This is a genomic window from Kitasatospora sp. NPDC096140, from assembly GCF_040303045.1.
In the GTDB taxonomy this organism is placed as follows: Bacteria; Actinomycetota; Actinomycetes; order Streptomycetales; family Streptomycetaceae; genus Kitasatospora.
Genome location: NZ_JBEOUW010000033.1, coordinates 1 through 22,892, shown reverse-complemented (window position 1 = coordinate 22,892; position 22,892 = coordinate 1). Strand labels below are relative to the sequence as shown.

Below are 22,892 nucleotides of genomic sequence, written 5' to 3'. Positions count from 1 at the left end.
TCCGGGGCGGGTGGCATCCGGGCACCCGCCGCGACGGCTGGAGCCTCCGCTCCTCCTTACGAGACTGCGGCTTTCCAGACCCACGAGGTGACGCGCGGCCGGTCAGCGAGCTCGCCCCGGCCGGTGGACCACAGCAGGACCTGGACAGGGTCACCAGGCGGAGCATCAGGGAACAACCGGCCGAGCACCGCGGCACAGAGATCCTCCGGGGGCCGCCACGGAATCCCCAGCCCCTGGGTGATGTCATGCGTGTGAAGGAGCGTCTCCGCGACCCCCATCGCGGCGAACCCTGCCGGATCGCACGGCCCCCAGTGCCAAGCGCGATCATCGGGCGCGGCTGCGGCGACCGTGGCACTCAGCAGCCTTCCGCAGGCGGTCACCACCCTGAGCACCTCACGCACCGGGGCACCGGCGTCGACGACGAGGTCAAAGGGCAGATAGGCATCCGTCGGACGCGCCGCCAACTGCCCGGCATAGGCCAGCAGGTCGTGCGCGAGGTGCGCGGCGGTCTGCCGGCAACTCCACTCCAGCGACCCCGCGCGGGCCTGCCAGTCCGCGGAATCGTGCGGGCCGAGGACCCGAACCATCTCATTCACAGCCCGGTCGACGTCTCGACTGTCGATGCCATCCATCCCATGATCGTCGCAGCGTTGGCAGCCATCAACAAACGCCATCCGGCGGACAAGGGCGATGTCGACGAGGAGAAGCCCCGGGGCCTGCCCTCAGCCGGCTGCCTCGTCGCCCGGCTGCGTGAGCATCCGCTGCCCGTGCGCTACGGCCCGGTTGGACGGCGGGTGCTGCCGGACCGCCTGCCTCTGCGCCGCTCCGGGTCGCCTCCTGCGCATACGAGTGCCGGATGCCGGAGGTGGCCGTCAGGCGGACTCGTCCCGCCGGGCCGCGCGCCACGCCGTCGCACTCGTGCCGAACTCCTCCCGGAACCAGCGGGAGAAGGCGCTGAGGGCGGAGAAGCCGAGCAGTTCCGCGGTCTGGGTGAGCGGGCGGCTCGGGTTGCCGACGTACTTCTGGGCCAGCTGGACGCGGACGCCGTTGAGCACGGAGGAGAACGTCGCACCGGAGCGCGCGAGTTGGCGGTGTACGGTCTTGCGATCGACTCCGAGGCTGCGGGCGATCCGGTGCAGTGAGCAGCGTCCGGTGGGGAGCAGGGCCTCGATGAGGTCCCGGATGCGGTCGACCTCGCCCCGGGGGCGGGGGACCGCGATCGCTTCGAGGTACTGGCGGGCGTAGGGCCTCAACAGGGGGTCGGACAGCTGGTTGGGGGCGTCGAGGTCGGCTGCGTAGAAGACGATCGCGTTGGATTCCTGCCCGAAGCGGATGGCGGGCCCGAGCACGCGGTGGTGGGTTGCCGTGTCGGCGGGGGCGTCGTGGCCGAGAAGCACGGTGACCGGTCTCCAAGCGCTGCCGATGAGGCTGCACAGGTAACGGTGGGCAGCGCCGACGAGCAGCTCGGCGGCCTGGCGGCCGTGGCTGACATCGAGAGCGAGGTGGAGGGTGGCGAGGCCGTTGGCCTCGGTGATCCTGCTGCGGAGCGCTTCGTTGTGCAGGTGCTGGTAGCGCATGAGCACGTCCAACGCGTGGCGGACGTCGGGCTCCTCGCGGGCGGCCAGGCTGATGGCACCCATGGTGGCCAGACGCCGGCCTTCGGCGAGCCTGAGGCCGAGGTCGTGGCATCCGGTCGCCGACGCCGACCGTTCGAACAGTTCGGCCACCGCTTCCACCGGGACCCAGGCATTGAGGTTCACGAGGTCGGATGCGTCCAGCCCGACCGACGCCAGCAGCGGCAGCGGATCGGCCCCCAGCGAGCGGAGCAGGTCGACGAAGCCGTCCAGCACGGAGCTGCGTATCAGGTACTTCACAGGGCCGAGGCTCGGGCGGCATGCCACATATTGTCAAACGAGGTGCCACGCAGGGGAAAGCGTCCGGCTGCTGCGCCACCTACGCTGCGGACAGCCGCGCCGGAGTGGGTGTTCGACGGGAGATGCACATGCGCAGATCGCCATGGCGACGCAGGTCGCCGTTGGTTCCGACCGCGGTCGGGTCGGCAGCGCATCCGGTCGCCCGACGTTCCGCCGGCTCGTGGCGCCGATGGTGACGGCGCCGGCGGCGAGACCGGCGGTGCGTGTGGCCGTCGGTGGTGTGATGGCCGGGCGGTGGGGCCGGCGGGTCATGCCGGGCGTCTTCGGTGTGCCCGGCCGACGGCCGGCTCTGCTCTTCCTCCAGGTACGCGGCTTACCGCACACCTGCCGCACCGGACCGGGGCGAAGCGGTGTCGGCGGCCTCCTCGGCGCGGGGGCTCTCCGGGCCGCGTGCGACCTCCGGTGAGCTGCCGCGGACCCGCAGCGCCGCCCGGGCGGGGCGCTCGGTCTGATCGCGTTCTCCGCCCGGCCCGCCCGGCACTCCCGATACTCCCGGCACTCCCGGCACTCCCGGCTCCCCGGCCACCCGGGTCGGGCCTACGGCCTGTCCTCGGGGCAGTCCGGGGCGAAGGCCGCGCCGCCGATCCTTGTCGGCGTCGCCGAGGTTGTTGCGCTCGGCAACCTCGCGAACCGGGGCGGGCGGACGCGGGCGCCGTCGGCTGACAGCCGCGTCGACACGACCCCCGCGACGTGGCGGATGCCGGCGCGCCCCACGGATGCGGGCTACCACGAAGGGCCGATTGCGAGGACCGATCCAAGGCGAGTGAATGCACGCCGGATCAAATCTCCGCTGGATCGAGAAATCTCGCGGAGATTGCGCGATATCGGCGACAAAGCCACCGACTGTGGACCTTGTACATCCCTCGGCGCGGGCCCCGCGAAGGACGGGGTGTGAGAACCGATCCACGATGAATGAATCAATGTCGGATTCGATCTCCGCGAGATCCCGCAATCTCGCGGAGATCGGGTAATGACGACGACAAGCCACCGACCACGGAGGGGAACATGGCCAGCAGGCGAGTACTCAAGCTCACGTTCGAATTCCACGTCCCTGAGGGACTGAACGCCAACATCCGCAGCGCCAGGGTCGACAGCGCGACCGACGAGATGATCGGCGCCATCAAGGGCATGACCTCGCAGGTCTTCCCCTGGGCCAAGGACCTCGTCGTCCACCGGGAGTGGGCCTACCGCTGGTTGGAGATGGAGCCGCAGACCCATACCTTCCCCGCGACCGACAAGAACACGGCCCCGTCGGCGGAAGGCGCCGACGAGGCCGGAGGAAAGGAAGGCTCCGGTCGGCGGTAGAAACACCGCAGGTGGGCCACCCGGACATTCGGGTGGCCCACCTGCTTTGCTGTACCGAATGTCAGCAGGAGCGTGCCCTCGGAAGAAATTCTCGCCGAGCGTCGAAGTTTCCGTTATTCCCATCCGCCCCGTCCGCTCTCCCTGGTGTCGGAAGGCCCGCCCGCCTTTCACCACAGGGCTCGGGCCGTCGTACAAGGAAAAGGAAACGCGTGATGGGACACCGGAGAACGGAACTCCGCCGGCGGAAGCAAAGGCGGCTCACCCGCCGGACGACGCTGGTCGCCGTGGCGGTGGCGGCCGGGCTGGTGGCGGGGGCGCTGGGGATCCACTCGGCGCTCGAACCGGCCGCGAGCCGCACCAGCGTCACGGCTACGGCGGGCGCTTCGGCGGACGGCGCGGCCGCAGCCGCCGCCGACGGCAGCTCACCGGGGCAGACCGGGGCCGCCGAAGGCGCCACCAAGGCGCCGGCCACGAAGCATGACCAGAACACCACCCCCCTCAAGGAGATACCCAAGGACCAGCCCGAACGCGGCATGGTCTACACCGGGTTGAACCTGCCCAGCAGTGACGGCTGCGCCGGGTTGCTCCAGGTCGCCGGAAGCTCGCTGTGCAGCCACGGTCCGGACGCGGCGCCGGAGGGCGTCGACATCCACAAGACCGTCCCACCGGTCGCGGATGCCACCGCGTCGGCCCCCGGTCCCGGTGGCGGATCGAGCCAGCCGCCTGCCGCCGATCCATCGCAGGCCATGCCGGTCCCGGACACCGCGACCGCGGCTTCTCCGGGCGCGCCGGTCCCGGACACCGCGTCGGCCGCCTCTTCGGGCGCGCCGCTCCCGGACCCCGGGACCGCCGCCTCTCCGGGGCACGCACGGGTCCCGCGCCCCACGGCCACCGCTTCTCCGAGCGCACCGGTCCCGCACCCCACGACCACCGCTTCTCCGGGCGCCGCCACGCCGAGTCCGTCGAAGGCGCCCGCCGGCACGGAGGTGGTCTGTGACGGCGACGGCACCACCGGCTTCCGGGTGCAGGTGCTCTACGTCCACGGGCCGGACCAGGACCAGTTCGCCGCCTACAAGAACTCGATGAAGAAGTGGGCGGCGGACGTCGACGTCATCTACCGTGCGAGCGCCGAACAGACCGGCGGCAATCGGCACGTCCGGTATGTCACCGACGCGGACTGCACGGCCAGTGTGCTCGACATCGAGGTTCCGGCGGCGGCGCTGGGCAACTTCGGCGCGACCAACGACGCACTGGTGGCCCAGGGGTTCAACCGACGTGACCGCAAGTACATGCTGTTCACCGACGCCCACGTGTACTGCGGCCTCGGCAACTTCGCGGCCGACGACCGGCCCGGCCAGGACAACCCGAGCAACTTCGGCCCCTCCTACGCCCGCGTCGACGCGGGCTGCTGGAGCGCCCACGCCGCGGCGCACGAACTCGGACACAACCTGGGCGCGGTGAACAACAGCGCGCCCGACTCCAGCAAGCACTCCCACTGCGTCAACCAGTGGGACCTGATGTGCTACAAGGACACCTCGGCCACGCAACTGAAGTCGGTCTGCCCGGACTACACGAACTACGACCGGCTCGACTGCACGCACGACAACTACTACAGCACCAACCCCAAGCCGGGCGGCTACCTGTCCTCGCACTGGAACGTGGCGGACAACCAGTTCCTGATCGGGGGCGGCCCGGACCGCAACAACCACACCCCGGTCCTCCCGGAGGTGACGATCACCCAACTCACCGCGACCTCGGTGACGTTCACCTTCCCGCACGTGCCCGGCGCGAGCAAGTTCCGGCTCGTCATCAACGGCCAGGCCGGGTACCCCATCCCGGACAACACGCGTGCGCCCAACAACCTGGTCCCGATGGCAGGCCTCAAGCCGGGGACCGACTACGAGATCGCCATCGAGGTCGTTGACGCCGACGGCAAGAGCTCCGACCCGGGCCGGAAGACCACCTTCCACACCCCTGCCGGCTAAGCCGGACAGCAGGTGGCGCGAGCGGCCGGCCGCACCGGAACCGGTCGCTGCGCAACCGTCATGAGTTCCCGGGGCCCTGGTTGCGGCAGTCGCCGCAACCAGGGCCCCGCCGTCCTTCACGGCCCCGCGTCGACGAGTCTCGACTGCCGGTCGAGAGGCTGTGGGGGCCGTCCGAAAAAATCTTTGAAACATCCTGGTGCCCCTGGGACGTCATAGGGCGGATATCGAGAGGGAACGGGAGAGGGTAGTGGGCATAGCTCGACGCCGGGCGGCTGTGGAGGAGGAGTTCGTCGCGTTCGCGACGGTCCGCTCCGGGCCGCTCTACCGGTCGGCGTACTTCCTGACCGGAGGCGACGCGCACCTGGCCGAGGACCTGGTGCAGGAGACCCTGGGCCAGATGTACGCGCAGTGGCACCGGCTGTACCGGCCGAGTTGGGCCGGGCGGATCGACAATGCGGCAGGGTACGCGCAGACGGTGCTGGTCCGGGCGTTCCTGACGCACCAGCGCAAGCGCAGCAGTTCCGAGCGGCCGAGCCGTGTGCTGCCGGAGGAGTCGGCGCACGAGCGGGACGCGGCGCTGCGGATGGCGCTGGTCGATGCGCTGGCCCAGTTGCCGCCGCGGGACAGGGCGGTGGTGGTGCTCCGGTACTGGGAGGACCGCAGCGTGGAGGAGACCGCGGTGATCGTCAAGGTCAGTTCGTCGGCGGTTCGGACCAGGTGCACTCGGGCGTTGGCCCGGCTGCGGTCCCTGCTGGGCGCGGATCTGGCGGAGTTGGTGGCGCCGTGAGGGTGCGGGGCGAGTCGGTTGTCATGGACGGATCTTCGGCGAGTGGAGTGGTGAAGTGACGGGCGGGGACGAGGAGTTCGAGATGCGGTTGAGCACGGTGTTCGCAGACGCCGGGGTCGGCCTCGGAGCGGACATGGCCGCCCGGCTGGTGGACGGCGGGCTGGAGGCCGGACGGCGGCGCAGGCGGGGGCGGCGGCGTACGGTGCTGCTGGCGGGCGGCCTGACGCTGGCTGTCGCGGTGGGGGCGAGCGCGCTGACCGTCCCGTCCGCGATGCCGGGGCGGACCTCGGGGGCGCTGGCCGTCGCCGCCTCGGCGGGAGCGCCGGCGCCGCTCGACCACGGAGTGACGATTCTCCTGATCGGGTTGCAGTCGACGACCGACGCCCAGGGGCGGCCGGTGCCCGACGACCTGCGCCGCGGGGAGCTCCACGCCGGGGCCGACGACGTGGACGTCGCGGACACCCTGGTCCTGATGCACGTCCCGGCCGGTGGAGGGACCGTGCGTCAGCTGTCGATTCCCCGGGACGTGCTGGTCGACGCGGGCGGCGGCAAGCAGATCAGCATCAACCAGGTCTACACGCAGGCCGAGACCGCGGAACTGGCCCGGCTGACGGGCCGGGGCGTGTCGGGCGCCGACCTTCGCTGGCAGGGACGGGAAGCCGGCCGGGCCGCACTGATCCGGTCGGTGCACCAGCTGACGGGTGTGCCGGTGGACCACTTCGCGGAGGTCTCGATGACCGGCTTCTACCGGGTCGCCCAGGCGGTCGGTGGGGTACCGGTCTGCCTGAACCACGCGGTCGACGACATGTGGAGCGGGGCGAGGCTGCCGGCCGGCCGGTCGGAGCTCGGGCCCGCGCAGGCGCTGGCCTTCGTCCGGCAACGGCACGGGGTGGGCGACGACTCGGACCTGGGACGGACCCGGCGCGCGCAGGCCTTCCTCGGGGGAGTGCTGCAGAAGCTGCGGGACGGCGGGGTGGTGGGGGACGCCGGCAAGCTTGCAGCCCTCTACGACGCGTTGAAGGACGACCTGGTCGTCGACAAGGGGTGGAGCCCGGTGGACTTCGTCCGCCAGGTGCCCGCGTTCGCAGGGGGGCAGGCGTCGGCCTCGACACTGCCGGTGCAGCCGAAGGGGGCGGCGCTGGTGGCGGAACCGGGGAAGGCCAAGGAGATCCTGACCGCACAGGACACCGGAGGGTCCCCGGCCGGGAACGGAGTGACCTGCGTCGACTGAGAAAGGGGGCAGGCCCCGGGGCCAGCACCAGGCATCAGTACCAGGGCCGTACGAGTACGGCCGTTCCCGACCGCGAAAGGTGACCATGCTCAACACCCCCGCCACGCCCGTCCGCCCACCAGGAGCCGCCCTGCAGCGCCTGCGCCGCCTGGCCCGGACCGCGACGGTGACCGCCGTCGCCACCCTCGCCCTGGTCGTGGCCCCGCTGGCCGTACCGCACGCCGCCCTGGCCGCGGGGACGGACAACCGCGACGCCTTCCAGAACCTCGGTTCGGCCACCCAGCAGGACTGGATGGGCAAGGTGGGCGCGACCACGCCCCTGACGGCGATGTCCATACCCGGCACGCACGAGACGCTTGCCCTGCACGGGGGTTCCAGCGCCCAGACCCAGCAGGACTTCGGCGACAGCGCGGCGACCCTGACCGCGCAGTTGGACCGCGGGATCCGCGCGGTCGACATCCGGGTCCGCATCATCAACGACAAGTTCGTGATCCACCACGGCCCCTTCTACCAGAACGCCAACTTCGACGACGTCCTGACCAAGGCGAAGGCCTTCCTCTCGGCCCACCGCGGCGAGACCATCCTGATGCGGCTGCGGGCCGAGTGCGACGGCTCCACCTTCAGCTGCTCGGACGACCACCCAACGGCGAGCCACACGGCCCTGTTCGACGCGTACGCGAAGCAGTACGCGGGACTGTTCTACAACAACGGCAAGCGCAGCGACCCGCCGACGCTGGGCCAGGCCCGCGGCAAGATCGTGCTGTCCGTCTTCAACACCGCCAACGGCGGTTCCTACGGCCTCAACGGCTTCGAGGACCACACCGAGGACACCTGGAACGCCGCCGACGCCCCGGTCAAGTGGGGCCTGGTCAACAAGAACCTCGACGCGGCCGCCTGGGCCCCCGCCAACCAGACCTTCGTGACCTACACCTCCGCCTCCCGGGCACCCTTCGACCACGTCCCCTCCGACTACGCGGGCGGCTACGGCGTCCTGCGCGGAAAGGACCTGGTCTGGGTCGACGGCGTCAACCTGCGGCTGATGAACTACCTCAACAGCGGCGGCGGCAACCGGCTGGGCATCGTCATGATGGACTTCCCCGGCTGGGCGGTGGTGCAGGACATCATCGCCCGCAACAGGTACTACGAGACCAGGAGCGCCAGCCCGGCGATCTGGGTGGTCAAGCCCGACAAGACGTACGTGGACAGCAAGTACGGCCGGTGCATGACCCGCGGGCCGGAGTTCGACAGCTCCGGGCAGGGCGGTGTGGTTCAGCAGCGGGCCTGCCAGAGCAACCCGCCCAGCAGCCACCAGTGGCAGGCCGCCAAACCCTCCACCTTCGACAGCATGGGCTACTTCTGGATCAAGGCCAACAACGGCCAGTGCCTGACCGCCCCCTACAACAACGGGACGCCCCCGCCGGCCGGGACCCAGCTGTTCTGGTGGCCCTGCGAGACCCGCTGGATCTCCGACAACCAGATGTGGAACATCATGCCCACCAATCTCGCCGACCAGTCGGCCTACCGGTTCATCAACCGGTGGACGAACCTGTGCCTGATGGTGGATCCGGCGACCGCCTCGCAGTCGGGCGGCAAGGTCGTCCTGGGCAACTGCCCGGCCTGACCGGACCACCCCGCCGCCCGGCCCGACGCCACACCGCGTCGGGCCGGGCACGGCCGTTCGGGCGGGCAGCGTACCGGGCGTCCAGGAGGGCGGTCTGCTGCCCGGTCGATGGCGCTTGGCTGGTGTCCGACCCGCTGACTAACTGACCCGACCGGCAGCCCGGTGCAGCCCGTCTGAAGCGGTCTGGAACCGCACGACGTCCCCTGGGTCTGCTGGGTCGGCTGAGCCTCGCTCGGGTCAGGATTCCTGGGCGTCTGCGGCGGGCTTGAGGACTTCCCTGCACCAGGTGCGGAAGTCTGTGGGTGTGGGCTCGGCGGTCGCCCAGTCCGTGTCGTAGATGCCGTGGTCCTGTGCGGCGAACGCCTCGGTCATGTCCTTGACTGCCTGGTCGCCGGCGCCTCGGGAGCGCAGCAGCGACGCGAAGTCGTCGATGCTCAGGCGGCGGTAGGTGACCGGACGCCCGAGTTCCTGGCTGATCACTTCGGCCATCCCGTCAGGGGTCAGTCGGTCGGGGCCGAACACGGGGAGGTTCTCCTGTCCGGTCCAGGACAGATCGGTGAGCAGGCCGGCGGCGGCGCCGGCGATGTCCCGCGTCGCGGTCGACGCCAGCGGCAGGTCGCCTGCACAGGTCAGGTGGAACGCGCCTTGCCCGCGGATGGCGTCGAGTTGCCCGAGGAGGTTCTCCATGTAGAAGGGCATGGACAGCGCCCGGTACGCCGCACCGGACGTGCCGAGTTCGGCGTCCATCGCGAAGGCCGCCGACAGGACGCCGGCCGGGGACGGCCAGCCGTGGCCCGCGCTGGACACACCGACGACGTGGCCGACCCCGTGCCGGGCGACGGCAGCGGCGCCCGCCCGGGCGAAACGGAGATAGTGCGCCTCGGCGCTCGGTGCCTGCGGGTTCGGCGGGACGAGCCAGAACAGCGCGTCGGCACCGGGAAGGGCCTTGTCGAGCACGGCCGGATCGCCGTGGGAACCGCTGACGGTCTCGACCCGCTCGCGGACCGAGTCGTCCAGACGCGAGGCGTCACGGACGATGACCCGGACCTCCTTGTTCTGGTCGAGTAACTGACGAATCAGTTGGCTGCCGATCTGTCCTGTCGGCGTGGTGACGACGATCATCACATCTCCTCTAACATGAACCTGAACTCCGGTTCCGAATGTAAGGGCGACTTCCGCGCAACGTCAACTACCCTGGAGCGACCATGACCGCTCCCGAACGCCCGCTGCGCGCCGACGCCCGACGCAACCGCGAAACCGTCCTCGACGCCGCCGGCGCGCTGTTCGCCCAGCGAGGCGACGCCGTGCAGATGGACGAGATCGCCGAGCGTGCCGGCCTGGGCGTCGGCACCCTCTACCGGCACTTCGCCGACAAGCAAGCGCTACTCGCGGCGATCATCGGCCGCCGGTTCGAGGCGATGACCGCCCTCGCCTGCGCCGCCGACGAGACCGAGGACCCTTGGACGGCGTTCGAGACGCTGCTCTACGGTTATCTGGAATCCGTACAGGCCGATGCCGCGTTCCGCTTCGCGCTCCTCGGCCCGGAAGAGCCGAGCTGGAACGACATCGCGGCCGAAAAGGCAGACTTCTCGGCGATCACCGAGAGCATCGTGCAGCGTGCCGTCGACGCCAGCCGCCTCCGTGCCGACTTCGACGCCCATGACTTCGTCCTCATCACCCGTGGCGCCATGGCGAACATGACCGGCGCCGGTGACTGGCGCCGGCACGTCACGCTGTTGCTCGATGGCATCCGCGGCCCCGAACGCTGACCCACTACCGGTCGGGTCGGCCGGGTGCGCGAGCGTGATGGCAGGATGTGGGGATGGCGACGAACGGGCTGTGGGAGGGGATTCACGGTGATCTCCTGGCGGTGAAGGAATCGGTGTACGACCCGAGTGGCTTTGCCTGCTCGCAGCCGGTGCCCGAACCGGAGAGTGCCGAGTACGCGGCTCACGGGTTCACCCTCGACGGGCTCTCGGTCCGGTTCCGCGTGGCGAAGACCACCCCGACGAAGGTCGGCCAGTTCGTCACCGTGTGGCAGCGGTCGGAGGACGGGCCGATCAGGCCCTTCGACGTCGAGGACGGGGTCGACCTCTTCGTTGTCAGCAGCCGAGAGGGCGGCCACTTCGGGCAGTTCGTGTTCCCGCGCGAGGTGCTGTGCGAGCGTGGCGTCGTGTCCCGGGATCACACGGGCGGGAAGCGAGGTTTTCGTGTCTACCCGCCGTGGGTGACCACGACCAACCGTCAGGCACGTGCCACGCAGGTGTGGCAGGTGGACTACTTCCTGCACCTCGGCGAGGACGGGCCTGTCGACAGGGCGCGTGCCCAGGCTCTTTACCACCCGTAGCAGTGCTTCTCCCTCCTCGCTGATCGTCGCCGCGGTCGTGCGACCGCTGGGTGGCTTCGTACCCGGGTTGCGACATCGTTTCGACCCGAGGTCGGGAGTCGTACGCCCGCACGGACAGGTGATGTTCACGAGTGCGGGAGTCTGCTGCCGCAGGCCTTCCGTCCGGCGTACCCGTCACTGCCCGGTCCGGTCGGTGAGGGGTTGTCGGGAGGCGGTCGGTGGTGTGAAGAGTGCCTGGGCGGTTTCGGTGGCCAGGTCCCGTAGCCAGGTGTGGGCGCGGTCGTCGTCGTAGCGCTGGTGCCACAGCAGGTACAGGGGGACCTCGGGCAGTGGCAGTGGCAGCGGCAGTGTGGTCAGGCCGAGTCGGTGCCGGGCCGCGCGGGTGACCGCGTCGGGGAGGGTCACCACCAGGTCGCTGCCGAGGGCGAGTTGCAGTGCGAAGGCGGCGGTGGGCCCGGCGGCGACGACGCGTCGTTCGAGGCCGCGGGTGGTCAGGGCGTCGTCGATCGGGTCGCGCAGGCTTCCGCGTCGCGAAACGGTGAGGTGTTCGGCGGCTGCGTAGCGCTCGATGCTCAGCGGGCCTTCGGTGAGGGGGTGGCCCGGCCGGACGGCGACGACCAGCCGGTCGCTGCCGACGAGGCGGTGGCGGATGTCGGGGAGCGCCGGGGGGCTGGAGCTCGATTCGAGGTCGACCTCACCCCGGCGCAGCTCGGCGTCGTCCGTTCCGGGTTCGGCGGTCAGGCGCAGTCGGACGCCGGGGGCCTGGCGGTGGACGGCGGTGATCAGGGCGGTGCCGCAGGCGGCGGTCAGGGCGTCGTGCCAGCGCAGGGTGAACACCCGGTCCAGTGCTGTCAGGTCGAGTTCCTGCTGCGCGGACAGAAGGTGGTGGGCCTGCTGTACGAGGGCGTGGACCTGGGCGCGCATGGCCAGTGCGCGGGTGGTGGGAACCATGCTGCGGCCGGTGCGGACCAGGATCTGGTCACCGGTGGCCTTGCGGATACGGCCCAGGGAGCGGCTCATCGCCGGTGCGGTGACGTGCAGGCGTGCTGCGGCGCCGGCGACGCTGCCTTCTTCCAGGAGTGCGTCCAGGGCCGTGAGCAGGTTCATATCCAGTTGCATGCCAGTAACTCTACAAGTGCATAGCATGCACTTGTTGTTAATGACGGAGGGGCCTACCTTCGAAGTGCAGGCGCGAGACGAACCGCCCGCACACATCGAACTCAGGGAGCCCCTCATGAGCACAGCCATGCCTTTCGCCGCCGGAACGACGCTCCTGTCCGAGGTGACCGCCGCGGTGAAGACCGCGGGCGTCACGCTGCGCGAGCGCCACACCCCCAACGCCCGGGGCGTGAGCCTGGAGGAGGTCGTCGCCGAGATCCACGCCAACGACGACGCGGTGCTGGACGTGCTGCGCGAGCCGCTGCTGCGGGCCCGGCGCGGATCGCGGTGGGCCGAGGACGAGCTGGCCGGCGGTGCGCTCCCGTCGGGGGAGTGGTGGGTCGTCGACCCCGCCGAGGGCAACATCAACCACGTTCACGGCATGGACGACTGGGCCGTGACCGCCACCCTGGTCCGCGACAACCAGCCGGTGCTCACCGTCGTCCACCTGCCACTGACCGGCGACACCTACACCGCCGTCGCCGGCGGCGGTGCCCGTCTCAACGGCCGGTCCCTGAACGTGTCGGCCAAGACCGATCTGGGCGCCGCACTCGTCGGAACCGGCCAGGCCAGGCCCGGCGAGGACGAGCGCACCTTCCGGCGGATCGGTGACTCGGTCACCGCCATGCTCATCAACGGCCTGGTCGTACGCGTCTCCGTTCCCGCCACGATGCAGCTCATCCACGTCGCGGCCGGACGCACGGACGCCTTCTGGCAGTTCTCCGACGTTCGCTCCGGTCTCGTCGCCGGTGCGCTGCTGGTCTCCGAGGCCGGCGGCACCGTCACCGACCTGGCGGGCGAGCCCTGGAACACGGGCAGCCGCGACTTCCTGGCCGCCGCCCCCGGCATCCACGCCGCCGCCCTCAAGGTCCTGTCGCCGATCGCCTGACCGGACACCCCCGCTCTGCCCCCCTCCGCTCTGCCCACTTCCGCTTTGCCCATCCCGCACCGCAAGGAGCATCACCTCATGACCAGCATCGGCATCCTGGGCGCCGGCCGCGTCGGCGCCAACCTCGCCGGCAAGCTCTCCGCAGCCGGACACCGCGTCACCCTCGGCGTCCGGAACCCGGAAGAGACCGCAGCCCTCGCCGCGGGCATCGCCCCGCAGATCGCCTTCGCCGACCAGCGCACCACCGCCCGCACCGCGGACATCGTGATCAACGCGACACCCGGCGACAGCTCCCTGGACCGCCTGGCCGGCCTGCGCACCGAGCTCTCCGGAAAGCTCCTCGTCGACGTCTCCAACGCCACCCACGACGCCGATGACGGCCTGCCCGGCGACCTGTGCTATCCCGGCAGCAGCCTCGCCGAGCAACTCCAGGCCGCCCTCCCCGACACCCATGTGGTCAAGACCCTCAACACCATGCTGTTCATGGTCATGACCGCCCCCGAAACCCTGGCCACCCCACCGACCGCCTACCTCTCGGGCGACGACCAGAACGCGAAGAAGACCGTCACCGGCCTGCTCGGCGACCTGGGCTGGCAGCCCGCATGGATCGAGGACCTCGGCGGCATCACCACAGCCCGCGCCACCGAGGCCATGATCCTCGTGGTTCCCCACATCCTGCGCCGACACGGCTTCAAGCCCTTCGCCGTCTCCCTCGCCGGCTGACCGTCCAGACCGGGTTCGGACCAAAACCGGTAGCGGGCGAGTACGAGGCCGTTGGTCACTGAAAGCGGGTTGTCCGACGGCGACCAGGCCGTCGAGCAGCCCGACGGCCGGGAAGGGTCATCGTTGGGCCCGCTGGTGCAGCCCGAGCCGACCAAGCGCGAGCAGGTGGCCGATCTGACGACGGATCTCCGGTGCAGGACATCAGCCGGGCGGCGGCGCCAGGCGGCGGGGCTCCGAAGGGCGGGGTCGGCGTTGGGGGACTCCGAGGTGGGTGAGGACCGCGAGGACGCGGCGGTCGCCGCTGTCCTCGGGCGGGAGGTCGAGCTTCATGAAGATGTTCCCGACGTGCTTGTGGACGGCCCGTTCGGTCACCACGAGGCGGTCGGCGATCTCGGAGTTGCCGTACCCCTGCGCCATCAGCGCGAGCACCTCGCGTTCGCGCTCGGTCAGCCGGGACAGCGGGTTGCCGCGGGCCGCGAGCAGCTGGCGGACCACGTCGGGGTCCAGCGCGGTGCCGCCGGCCGCGACGCGGTGGAGCGCGTCGAGGAAGTCGTCGACGCGGGCGACCCGGTCCTTGAGCAGGTACCCGACGCCGGCGCCGTCGTCGAGGAGTTCCCGGGCGTAGGTGTCCTCGACGTACTGGGACAGGACGAGGACCGGCAGGCCGGGCAGACGCTCCCGGGCGCGCAGCGCGGCCCGGATGCCTTCGTCGGTGAAGGACGGCGGGAGACGGACGTCCACGATCGCCACGTCCGGCCGGTGGGTCAGGACAGCCTCGATGAAGGACCCGGCCTCTCCCGTGGTGGCGAGCACCTGGTGCCCGAGAGCCTCCAGCAGCGCGGTGAGTCCCTGGGCGAGCAGCGCGTTGTCCTCGGCGATCACGATCCGCACGGGCACTCCACGGTGATCACGGTGGGACCGCCGGGCGGGCTCTGGACGCGCAGTGTGCCGTCGACCGCCTCGATGCGCTGCCGCATGCCGCGCAGTCCGGTGCCACCGCGCTCGGCCGCGCCGCCGCGGCCGTCGTCGGTGATCTCCGCGCGGAGCGTGCCGCCGGTCCGGGCCAGGGTCACCAGGACCGATCCGGCCCCGGCGTGCTTGGCCGCATTGGTGAGCGCTTCGGTGATTGCGAAGTAGACGGCCACCTCGGTCCGCGCCGGCAGGGCGCCGAGCCCTCCCGGTCCGCCGGGTTCGCCGGGTCTGCCGGGTTCGCCGGGTCTGCCGGGTCCGCCGAGGTTGCCGAGGTCGACGGTGGCGGGCACCGGGCAGCGGGCAACGACCGCGGCGACCGCACCGGCGAGGCCCCGGTCGGCGAGGACCGGTGGGTAGACGGAGCGCAGCACGTCGCGAAGCTCGGCCATCGCCTCCTCGGCGCCCTCCCGGGCCCGGGTCAACAACGGGCCCACCGCTTTGGGATCGGTGCTCAACGTCCTCTCGGCGAGGCCGAGTTGCATGGCCAGCGACACCAGTCGGGCCTGGGTGCCGTCGTGTAGGTCGCGTTCGATGCGGCGCAGTTCGTCGCCGTGCGCGTCGAGTGCCCCGGTGCGGGTCCGGTCCAGCGTCGACACGCGCTCGGCGAGGACCACGGCGGCCGAGGGGGCGAGCAGCCGGCGGCTCACGGACGCCGCCAGCCGGGCGAGCAGCGGCGGGCCGTACAGGGCGAGCAGCACGCTGAGCAGGAGCTGCGGCACTCCGGCGTAGAGCGCGGATCCCCAGCTGTCGATCGGGACGTTCAGGAGCAGCCTGATCGGGTCGTCTGCCGGGAACAGCCACCACAGGCAGCCGAGCACGAGCGCGGCCGCCGGGAACAGGAACAGCGCCGCGCCGAGTAGTCCGAGCGCGGCGTGGACGGGCACAGCGGCGGCCGCCCACCGCAGATCGCGGCCGGTCGCCGGATCCGACAGCACCGCCATCAGGCCACGTCTCGCGTGCGGCTCGGCGGGTGGCGTGGGCGCCGCCCACCGTCCCAGCCGGGCGCGTTCGCCATCGGCCAGCCGGCGCAGTAGCCGCAGCTCGTGCGGCAGGACGAGCAGTCCCGCACCGACCAGGCACAGGACCGCCGAGTAGATCAGGACGGGCACCAGCACGACCAGGGCCACGGCCTGGACGAACACGGTCGCGCAGTACCCGGCGGCCCGAGCGCTACGCGCCGCGCGTGCTCGTGTGGTTGACAAGTCGTTCACACCGACCAGTCTTGCCCCTTCGCGGCCCCGGGCGCAGTGGAGCGTGCTACACCATCGATCGACGAGCCTGCGCGATCGCCCGGGCGGCCCGTGGTTCGTAGCGTCACAGCCATGAAACCGACGAGTGCTTCAGGCCACACAGCCATGAAACCGACGAGTGCTTCAGGCCACTCCCGCTCCGATCTCCCCCTCTTCCTGACGATCAGTTTCGTCGGCGCGTGGCTCGCCATGGTGCCGCTGTGGGCGGAGGGCCTGCGCCGTACCAGCGCCGGGCAGGGCACGCCCCGGCTCGCGGCGCTGTGCATGATCCTGATGATGCTGGTGCCGGCGCTGACCGCGTTCGGCCTCACCATGCGCGGCCTCGGACCGCGCCGGGCCGCGCGGGCCCTCGGGCTCGCCAGGGCCAATCCTTGGCGGCACGAACTGCGGTCCGTCGCAGTCGGGTTGACGATCCCGGTGGCCATCACCGCCGCCGGTCTGGCGCTGGCCACGCTCGCGGGCCGGTATGCCCCCGCGCATCTGCCGGGGCCCGCAACGGTCGTGCCGCTGGTGCTGAGTGCGTTGCTGTCCGTACCGCTGTACTTCGGCGAGGAACTCGGCTGGCAGGGCTACCTGTTGCCGCGGCTGCTCGGCTTGGGCAGGATCCGGGGCCTGCTGCTCGGCGGCGCGATCTGGGGGGCCTGGCACGTGCCGATGACGGCGCTCGGCGGAAGCTACCCCGGCCATTCGATCCTGCTGGGCATACCCGTGGCCGTGGTCACCGCCACGCTGCTCGGAACCGTGATCGCCACGATCCGGCTTTCCACCGGGTCGGTCTGGGCGGCCGTCGCGGCACACCTGTGCCTCAACGAGTTCACGCTGCCCCTCACCCGCGCAGTGTCGGGCGGCCCGGTCGACCCGCTGTTCGCCGGGCCGCTGAGCATCTCGACCTGGCCGGTCACCGCACTCGCGGTACTGGGCGTCTGGCTCGCCGGCCGGCGGTGTGCCAGGCTGCGCGGACGCCTGCCCGCGCCGCAGGAGCAGCCCACCGCGTCCCGGTAGCGCCGGCCACCGATCACCCCCGTGCCGCTCGTCGGGCAGAGCGCGCTTCAGCGCGCAGCGACAACCCGTCGCCGTCGGCGCGCAGCATCAGGAGACAGGTGCGGGGCGCGAGCGCCACACCCTCCGGTGTCGCGTATCGCCCAGGCCGGCCCTCGGTCGCTGTCCGTAGCGGCCGGAGTGCGGGCGCCGAGATCGCGGTTCAGAGGCGCAGGACGACGAGGGCGGTGTCGTCGGTGAGTCCGGCGGGTGGGACGAGGTCGGCCAGGAGGGCGTCGGCGAGGGTTTCGGGGTCGGCGCGGCGGTGGCGGGCGAGGGAGCGGGCGAGCCGGCCCAAGCCGGTGTCGATGTCCTCGCGGCGGCGTTCGATGAGGCCGTCGGTGTACAGGACGAGGACGGAGCCTTCGGTGAAGGCGGTACGGATCTGGGGGCGGGCGACGTGTTCGGGGCGGGCGCCGAGCGGGGGGTCGGTGGCCCGGTCGAGGAAGGTGACGGTGCCGTCGGGCCGGCACAGGGCGGGCGGCGGGTGGCCGGCGCTGCTGTAGGTGAGCGCGTGGTCGGTCCAGTCCACGAAGACCGATGCGGCGGTGGTGTTCTCCGCTCCGTCCACGGAGCGGGCGTACAGGCCGAGGACTTCCAGGGCCTGGGCGGGGCCCGAGGCCACCCGGGAAGCGGCGGACAGGGCGCTGCGCAGCTGTCCCATGACGCCGGCGGCGACGAGGCCGTGGCCGACGACGTCGCCGACCGCGACGGCGACTGCGGTGTGGGCGGTGCCGGGCAGGTCGGCGAGGTCGTACCAGTCGCCGCAGACGTTGAGGGCTCCGGTTGCGGGCCGGTAGCGTACGGCGGCGCGGTGGTGCCCGAGTGGCTGGGGCGCGGGGAGCATGGCCTCCTGCAGGTGGAGGGCGACCTCGCGTTCGCGGGCGTGGGCCTGGCGCAGGCGTTCGTTGACGTCCTGGAGTTCGCGGGCGCGGGTGTAGAGCTCGGCTTCCAGGACCCGAGTGCGGTCGCCGCCGCGGTTGCCGCGGGCCTTGATGAGTTCGGTGACCTCCTCGACGCGGTGCAGCAGCAGCGCCACGGTTCCGTCCGGGGCGAGGACGGGGGTGTTGACCGGGCTCCAGTAGCGTTCCTGCCACACGCCGGGGCGCTCGGCGTCTTCGACGTCGTAGCGCTGCATGGCCATGGTGTCGCGCTCGCCGGTGGCGGCGACGCGCCGGAGCGAGGCGTGCAGGTTGCGTACGCCGGTGGCCGCCGGGTCGTTGGGATTGTCGGGGAAGACGTCGAACAGGTAGCGGCCGACCAGTTGCTCGCGCGTGTGCCCGGACAAGGCCAGATACGCCGCGTTGGCGTCCGCGTAGACCAGGTCGGTGGTCAGCAGGGCGACGGCGCCCGGCAGGGCCTGGAACACGGCCTGGTAGTCGATGACGGGTCCGTCCACACTTCACCTGCCGTCCCTCGCCGCTCTCCGATCAAGGAGTGCTACCAACGATAGGCACGGGCACCCGGGACGGCCTGCTCGTGCCGGCTGGGCCGTTCGGGGGTCGTCCGGGTCCGTTCGGCCTGTTCCAGGGAGGGCCCGGCTCGTCCGCCGAGCCGTGGGGCGGCGGAGCACCGGTTCGGTCCTCGGACGTGCGGACCCCAGAAAAGTGGGGTTCCGATGCCGGGCCCGCAGGCCGACGCTGGCCGTATGAACACCATCGAACAGAACAAGCAGACCGTGACCGCATTCATCGACGCGCTGTTCACCCGGGGCGACCTGTCAGCCGTCGACACCTACCTCACGGAGGACTTCGTCAACCACGACCCGCCCGTCGGCGTCGGCACGGACCGGGAGGGCATGCGCGCCGCAGGGGCGATCTTCCGCCAGGCATGCCCGGACTGGCACTCCGACCTCGGGCGCCTGATCGGCGAGGGCGACGTCGTGGTGGAACTCTTCACCGCCTCCGGCACCCGGCACGGTGAGGTGATGGGCGTCCCCGGTGACGGCCGCACGCTGGTGCTCAAGGGCATCAACGTCTTCCGGCTGCGGGACGGGCGGATCGCCGAACGCTGGGGCCAGCTGGACGAGCTGGGCCTGCTGAGCCAGCTCGGGCTCGTGCCGGACCGGGCGGCGGCGTAGCGTGAGTGCCATGGCCGCCGCCCTGCGGGAGCGACACGTCGAGCGGCTGATCGACAGCTGCTACGCCGACCTCGACAAGCCCGCCCTGACCACCGAGGTGCTGCGCCGCCTACCGGGCATCCTGCCGGTGGAGGCCGCGTTCTTCGCCTCGGTGGACCCGGCGACCCTGCTCTTCACCTCGGCTGTCGCCCAGGATCCGCTGGCCGGTGCCACCCCGCTCTTCCTCGACAACGAGTTCGGCCGCGCGGACGTCAACAAGTTCGCCGCGCTGGCCCGGGGCCCTGAGCCGGTGATGTCGCTGGACCGGGTGACCCGGGGCGAGCGCACCGCAAGCGCCCGCTACCGCGAGATCATGGCCGGCCTGGGGCTCGGCGACGAGCTCCGGGCCGCCCTGGTCGTCGGGCACGAGTGCTGGGGCGTGCTCTGCCTGCACCGGGCGGACGCGGAAGCCGGCTTCTCCGCCGCCGACCTGGACGTCGTGCGCAGGCTCGCCCCGCACCTGGCCGAAGGCCTTCGCCGTGACGTCGTGCACCAGGCGCTGACCGGCGACGGGGCCGCGACTGCGGGCGGCCCCGGCGTGATCGTGCTCGACCAGGGGCTCTCGCTGGTCTCGATCAGCCCGGACGCCGAACAGTGGCTCGCCCGCCTCGAAGGGCCCGAGATCCAGGGCCTGCCGATGCCGATCTACTCGGTGGCCGCCCTACTGGCCCGGGCGCCCGACGCGTCGCCGCAGGCCGCGCATCAGCCCGGCTCGGTCAGGCTGCGCACCGCCGACGGGCAGTGGCTGACCCTGCATGCCACCCGCCTGCGGGGGCGGGCGGGGGAGCAGATCGGGGTGGTGGTCGAGCCGGCGCCCGCCGCCGAACTCGGCTCCCTGCTGCTGGCTGCCCACGGCCTCACCCCGGCCCAGAGCCGGGTCACCGCCCTGGTCCTGCAAGGGTGCTCCACCCGGGAGATCGTGGCCCGGCTGCACGTCTCCGGGTACACCGTGCAGGAACACCTGACGGCGGTGTTCGCCCGGTTCGGCGTGAGCAGCCGCCGGGAACTGATCGCCGCGGTGCTCGCCCCGAAGGGCGGCTGAGTCGACCGGCGGCACCGCGTCCCGCGGCCGGCCAGGCCGCACCAGCAACAGCAGCTGGCAGGCTTGTCGTGCCCGTCTGGGCTGGGTGGGACCGGTGAGCGGTCACGGGGATCGGGGAGGGGTGTGCGGTGGTGGGGCGTTCGGGCCGTGTGGTTGCGGTACTGGGGGGCGGGGTGGCCGGGTTGACGGCGGCGATGGAACTGGCGGAGCGCGGGTTCGAGGTGACCGTGGTGGAACCTGCCGGGTGGGGCGGGAAGGCGCGTAGTGCCTCGGTTCCCGGAACGGGCGCCGGCGGGCGGCTTGATCTGCCCAGCGAGCACGGGTTCCGGTTCTTTCCGGGCTTCTACCGGAGTCTGCCGGACACGATGCGCCGGATTCCCCTTCCGGGTTCCCGGCTGGGTGTGGAGGGCAATCTGCGGGAGGCGCCGCAGATGCTGTCCGCCCGTTCGGGGAGGATCGGGGAGACGGTTGCCGACGTGTCGCTGGATGCCGGTGTGAGGACGCCTTTGCAGATCCTGCGGGCCAGGGGCATGCGGCTGGGCGCCGAGGGCGAACTGAACGAGGAACTGCTGTACTTCGCCAACCGGATGCTGGTCTACATGACGAGCAGCACGGAGCGGCGGCTGGGGCAGTGGGAGCAGACGTCGTGGTGGGATTTCACGGCCGCCGACGGTGCGTCCGAGGAGTACCGGAAGGTGTGTGTCGTCGGGGCGACGCGCACGGTGGTGGCGGCGAGGGCGGAGGTGTGCAGCACGCACACCGTCGGGGGTTTCCTGGAGGCCTTCGGTTACGGCTTCCTCGGCCGGGGCGAGGCCCAGGCCGCCGACCGGGTCCTGAACGCCCCGACCAGTACCGCCTGGATCGACCCCTGGGTGCGGCACCTGGAGACGCTGGGGGTGCGGCTTGAGCTGGGCTGGCGGGTGGAGCGCGTGACGGTGCGGGGCCGCACCGTCACCGGCGCGGTCCTGCGGGGGCCGGGCGGCCGGCAGCGGGAACTGAACGCCGACTGGTACGTGTGCGCGCTCCCGGTCGACCGCATCGGGGCGCTGTTGGAGCACGGTCTGGCCCAGGCGGACCCCGAGTTGAAGAGCACGGCGGGCCTGCGCACGGACTGGATGGTCGGCCTGCAGTTCTACCTCACCGAACCCACCCCCGTCACCCGCGGCCACGTCATCTACCAGGACTCCCCCTGGGCGCTGACCTCCATCAGCCAGGCACAGTTCTGGGACACCGACTTCCGCGCCACCTACGGCGACGGGACGGTGGCCGACTGCCTGTCGGTCGACATCTCCTCCTGGGACACCCCCGGCATCCTCTACGGCAAACCGGCCCGCGACTGCACCCGGGCCGAGGTCGCCGCCGAGGTCTGGGCCCAGCTCGCCGACGCCCTCAACGACGGCCACCGGCAGACCCTCCACGAGGGTCTGCTGCACTCCTGGCATCTGGATCCGGCCGTCAAGAACCTCGACGGCCCCGGGCCCGCCACCAACGACGAAGCCCTGCTGATCAACACCACCGGTTCCTGGGCACTGCGCCCCCGGGCGGAGACGGCGGCCGCGAACCTGTTCATGGCCGGGGACTTCGTGCGCTGCCCGGTGAACCTGGCCACCATGGAGGGTGCGAACCAGAGCGGCCGGGCAGCGGCGAACGCGCTCCTGGAAGCCGCCGGGCATCCGGCCGAGCCCGCCGTCGTGCACGCCCTGTACGAGCCGGAGGAGCTGCGCCGGCTGAAGGAGGTGGACGCCGAGCTCTACCGGATCGGCCGTGCGCACATTCTCGACACCCCACCGCCGTGGGCCGAAGCCCGGTAGCCTCGCCGCCCTCAGGCCGGGACGGCCGGTTCAGTGAGACCGGTCGACGATCAGGCTGCAGAGCGCGTCGAGGTCGGCGACGGCCCGGGGGACGGTGCCGGTGTTGCCGGTGAGGGCCTGCAGGCGGCGCCGGGCGGCGTGAGCGTGCTCGGCGGCGCGGTCTATCACCCAGCGCCGGCCGCCGGCTTCCTCCACCAGGTGGGCCAGCGCCGCCTCTTCGACCGTGTCCGAGGCGGGTGGCAGCGCATAACGGCGGGCTAGTTCGCCGCCTGCGGTGGTGTTCGAGGCCATCGCGGCCACCACAGGCACCGACAGCTTGCGCGCGCGCAGGTCCGCGAAGACCGGCTTGCCCGTGACTGCCGGATCTCCCCAGATCCCGAGCAGGTCGTCCACCAGCTGGAACGCCATGCCCAGGTCGTGCCCGAAGGCGGCCAGGGCATCGACCTGCGCCGGTGTGCCGCCGCCGTAGAGGGCGCCCAACCGGCAGGCGCAGGCGAACAGGGAGGCCGTCTTGCCCGACACCATCTCCAGGCACTCGGCCAGGTCAATGCGCGGCTTGGCTTCGAACAGCACATCCAGGCTCTCAGAAGCGATTCCCAAACCGGGGGACATGGCTGCCGCTCGAACTTCCGTGCGCATCAGGCTCGTTCGGGTGATCAGTCCGCGGCCGGCGCATAGAA

The 22,892-nt window shown here is 71.5% G+C and carries 21 protein-coding genes and 1 pseudogene; 14 read left to right on the top strand and 8 right to left on the bottom strand.

Annotation, left to right across the window (positions count from 1 at the left end):
- Positions 1-56 precede the first annotated feature (56 nt).
- Both ABT048_RS28950 and ABT048_RS28945 read right to left on the bottom strand, forming a co-directional pair.
- Complete coding sequence (locus tag ABT048_RS28950; protein WP_350524481.1) at positions 57-632, bottom strand: maleylpyruvate isomerase N-terminal domain-containing protein; 576 nt, start codon at positions 630-632, stop codon at positions 57-59.
- A gap of 240 nt (positions 633-872) precedes the next feature.
- Positions 873-1,874 carry an AraC family transcriptional regulator gene (locus tag ABT048_RS28945; protein ID WP_350524480.1) on the bottom strand — a complete coding sequence of 334 codons (1,002 nt, stop codon included), beginning with the start codon at positions 1,872-1,874 and terminating at the stop codon, positions 873-875.
- A gap of 1,065 nt (positions 1,875-2,939) precedes the next feature.
- Between ABT048_RS28945 and ABT048_RS28940 the strand changes: the two genes are divergently transcribed.
- From ABT048_RS28940 to ABT048_RS28920, 5 genes are all read left to right on the top strand, one after another.
- Complete coding sequence (locus tag ABT048_RS28940; protein ID WP_350524479.1) at positions 2,940-3,239, top strand: hypothetical protein; 300 nt, start codon at positions 2,940-2,942, stop codon at positions 3,237-3,239.
- A 212-nt stretch (positions 3,240-3,451) separates the two neighbouring features.
- Positions 3,452-5,224, top strand: coding sequence for a hypothetical protein (locus ABT048_RS28935; protein ID WP_350524478.1), 1,773 nt, complete (start codon positions 3,452-3,454; stop codon positions 5,222-5,224).
- Between the two features lie 253 nt (positions 5,225-5,477).
- Complete coding sequence (locus ABT048_RS28930; protein WP_350524553.1) at positions 5,478-6,011, top strand: SigE family RNA polymerase sigma factor; 534 nt, start codon at positions 5,478-5,480, stop codon at positions 6,009-6,011.
- An 82-nt stretch (positions 6,012-6,093) separates the two neighbouring features.
- Positions 6,094-7,242 carry an LCP family protein gene (locus tag ABT048_RS28925; protein WP_350524477.1) on the top strand — a complete coding sequence of 383 codons (1,149 nt, stop codon included), beginning with the start codon at positions 6,094-6,096 and terminating at the stop codon, positions 7,240-7,242.
- A gap of 85 nt (positions 7,243-7,327) precedes the next feature.
- Complete coding sequence (locus ABT048_RS28920) at positions 7,328-8,863, top strand: phosphatidylinositol-specific phospholipase C domain-containing protein (RefSeq protein ID WP_350524476.1); 1,536 nt, start codon at positions 7,328-7,330, stop codon at positions 8,861-8,863.
- Between the two features lie 237 nt (positions 8,864-9,100).
- Here the strand turns inward: ABT048_RS28920 and ABT048_RS28915 are convergent, their stop codons facing one another.
- Complete coding sequence (locus tag ABT048_RS28915; protein ID WP_350524475.1) at positions 9,101-9,985, bottom strand: NAD(P)H-binding protein; 885 nt, start codon at positions 9,983-9,985, stop codon at positions 9,101-9,103.
- Positions 9,986-10,068: 83 nt separating this feature from the next.
- Here ABT048_RS28915 and ABT048_RS28910 point away from each other — a divergent pair, with 83 nt between their 5' ends.
- A complete protein-coding gene (locus ABT048_RS28910; RefSeq protein WP_350524474.1) occupies positions 10,069-10,632 on the top strand; it encodes a TetR/AcrR family transcriptional regulator in 564 nt (187 codons plus the stop codon).
- Positions 10,633-10,685: 53 nt separating this feature from the next.
- The gene (locus tag ABT048_RS28905) at positions 10,686-11,210 is read left to right on the top strand and encodes a MepB family protein (protein ID WP_350524473.1); all 525 of its coding nucleotides are present in this window, start codon (positions 10,686-10,688) and stop codon (positions 11,208-11,210) included.
- A 174-nt stretch (positions 11,211-11,384) separates the two neighbouring features.
- On the opposite strand, the gene ABT048_RS28900 is transcribed toward ABT048_RS28905, so the two are convergent.
- Complete coding sequence (locus ABT048_RS28900; RefSeq protein WP_350524472.1) at positions 11,385-12,329, bottom strand: LysR family transcriptional regulator; 945 nt, start codon at positions 12,327-12,329, stop codon at positions 11,385-11,387.
- Between the two features lie 115 nt (positions 12,330-12,444).
- On the opposite strand from ABT048_RS28900, the gene ABT048_RS28895 reads away from it, so the two are divergent.
- Together ABT048_RS28895 and ABT048_RS28890 are read left to right on the top strand one after the other, a co-directional pair.
- Positions 12,445-13,257, top strand: a complete 813-nt coding sequence (locus ABT048_RS28895) for an inositol monophosphatase family protein (RefSeq protein ID WP_350524471.1) — start codon at positions 12,445-12,447, stop codon at positions 13,255-13,257.
- Positions 13,258-13,335: 78 nt separating this feature from the next.
- Positions 13,336-13,980, top strand: coding sequence for an NADPH-dependent F420 reductase (locus tag ABT048_RS28890; RefSeq protein ID WP_350524470.1), 645 nt, complete (start codon positions 13,336-13,338; stop codon positions 13,978-13,980).
- Positions 13,981-14,181: 201 nt separating this feature from the next.
- Here ABT048_RS28890 and ABT048_RS28885 read toward each other — a convergent pair whose 3' ends face one another.
- Both ABT048_RS28885 and ABT048_RS28880 read right to left on the bottom strand, forming a co-directional pair.
- Positions 14,182-14,871 carry a LuxR C-terminal-related transcriptional regulator gene (locus tag ABT048_RS28885; RefSeq protein ID WP_350524469.1) on the bottom strand — a complete coding sequence of 230 codons (690 nt, stop codon included), beginning with the start codon at positions 14,869-14,871 and terminating at the stop codon, positions 14,182-14,184.
- A complete protein-coding gene (locus ABT048_RS28880) occupies positions 14,859-16,094 on the bottom strand; it encodes a sensor histidine kinase (protein WP_350524468.1) in 1,236 nt (411 codons plus the stop codon). Before ABT048_RS28880 ends, ABT048_RS28885 begins: the two co-directional genes overlap by 13 nt.
- 180 nt (positions 16,095-16,274) lie before the next feature.
- Here ABT048_RS28880 and ABT048_RS28875 point away from each other — a divergent pair, with 180 nt between their 5' ends.
- On the top strand, positions 16,275-17,204 hold the full coding sequence (locus ABT048_RS28875; RefSeq protein ID WP_350524467.1) for a CPBP family intramembrane glutamic endopeptidase: 930 nt from the start codon (positions 16,275-16,277) through the stop codon (positions 17,202-17,204).
- 199 nt (positions 17,205-17,403) lie between these two features.
- On the opposite strand, the gene ABT048_RS28870 is transcribed toward ABT048_RS28875, so the two are convergent.
- Entirely contained in the window at positions 17,404-18,639 is a 1,236-nt protein-coding gene (locus ABT048_RS28870) for a PP2C family protein-serine/threonine phosphatase (RefSeq protein WP_350524466.1), read from the bottom strand.
- A gap of 249 nt (positions 18,640-18,888) precedes the next feature.
- Between ABT048_RS28870 and ABT048_RS28865 the strand changes: the two genes are divergently transcribed.
- The 4 genes and pseudogenes from ABT048_RS28865 (at position 18,889) to ABT048_RS28850 (ending at position 22,212) form a co-directional block, all read left to right on the top strand.
- Positions 18,889-19,320 (top strand): ester cyclase, encoded by a 432-nt coding sequence (locus ABT048_RS28865; protein ID WP_350524465.1) that lies wholly within the window; start codon positions 18,889-18,891, stop codon positions 19,318-19,320.
- A gap of 10 nt (positions 19,321-19,330) precedes the next feature.
- The gene (locus ABT048_RS28860) at positions 19,331-20,401 is read left to right on the top strand and encodes a LuxR C-terminal-related transcriptional regulator (RefSeq protein ID WP_350524464.1); all 1,071 of its coding nucleotides are present in this window, start codon (positions 19,331-19,333) and stop codon (positions 20,399-20,401) included.
- 194 nt (positions 20,402-20,595) lie between these two features.
- Positions 20,596-20,739, top strand: a pseudogene (locus tag ABT048_RS41725) (hypothetical protein); the annotation flags it as partial.
- A 156-nt stretch (positions 20,740-20,895) separates the two neighbouring features.
- Positions 20,896-22,212 carry a hydroxysqualene dehydroxylase gene (locus ABT048_RS28850; RefSeq protein WP_350524552.1) on the top strand — a complete coding sequence of 439 codons (1,317 nt, stop codon included), beginning with the start codon at positions 20,896-20,898 and terminating at the stop codon, positions 22,210-22,212.
- Between the two features lie 30 nt (positions 22,213-22,242).
- Here the strand turns inward: ABT048_RS28850 and ABT048_RS28845 are convergent.
- Positions 22,243-22,892: polyprenyl synthetase family protein (locus ABT048_RS28845; RefSeq protein WP_350524463.1), on the bottom strand; the 650-nt coding region annotated here is incomplete at its 5' end.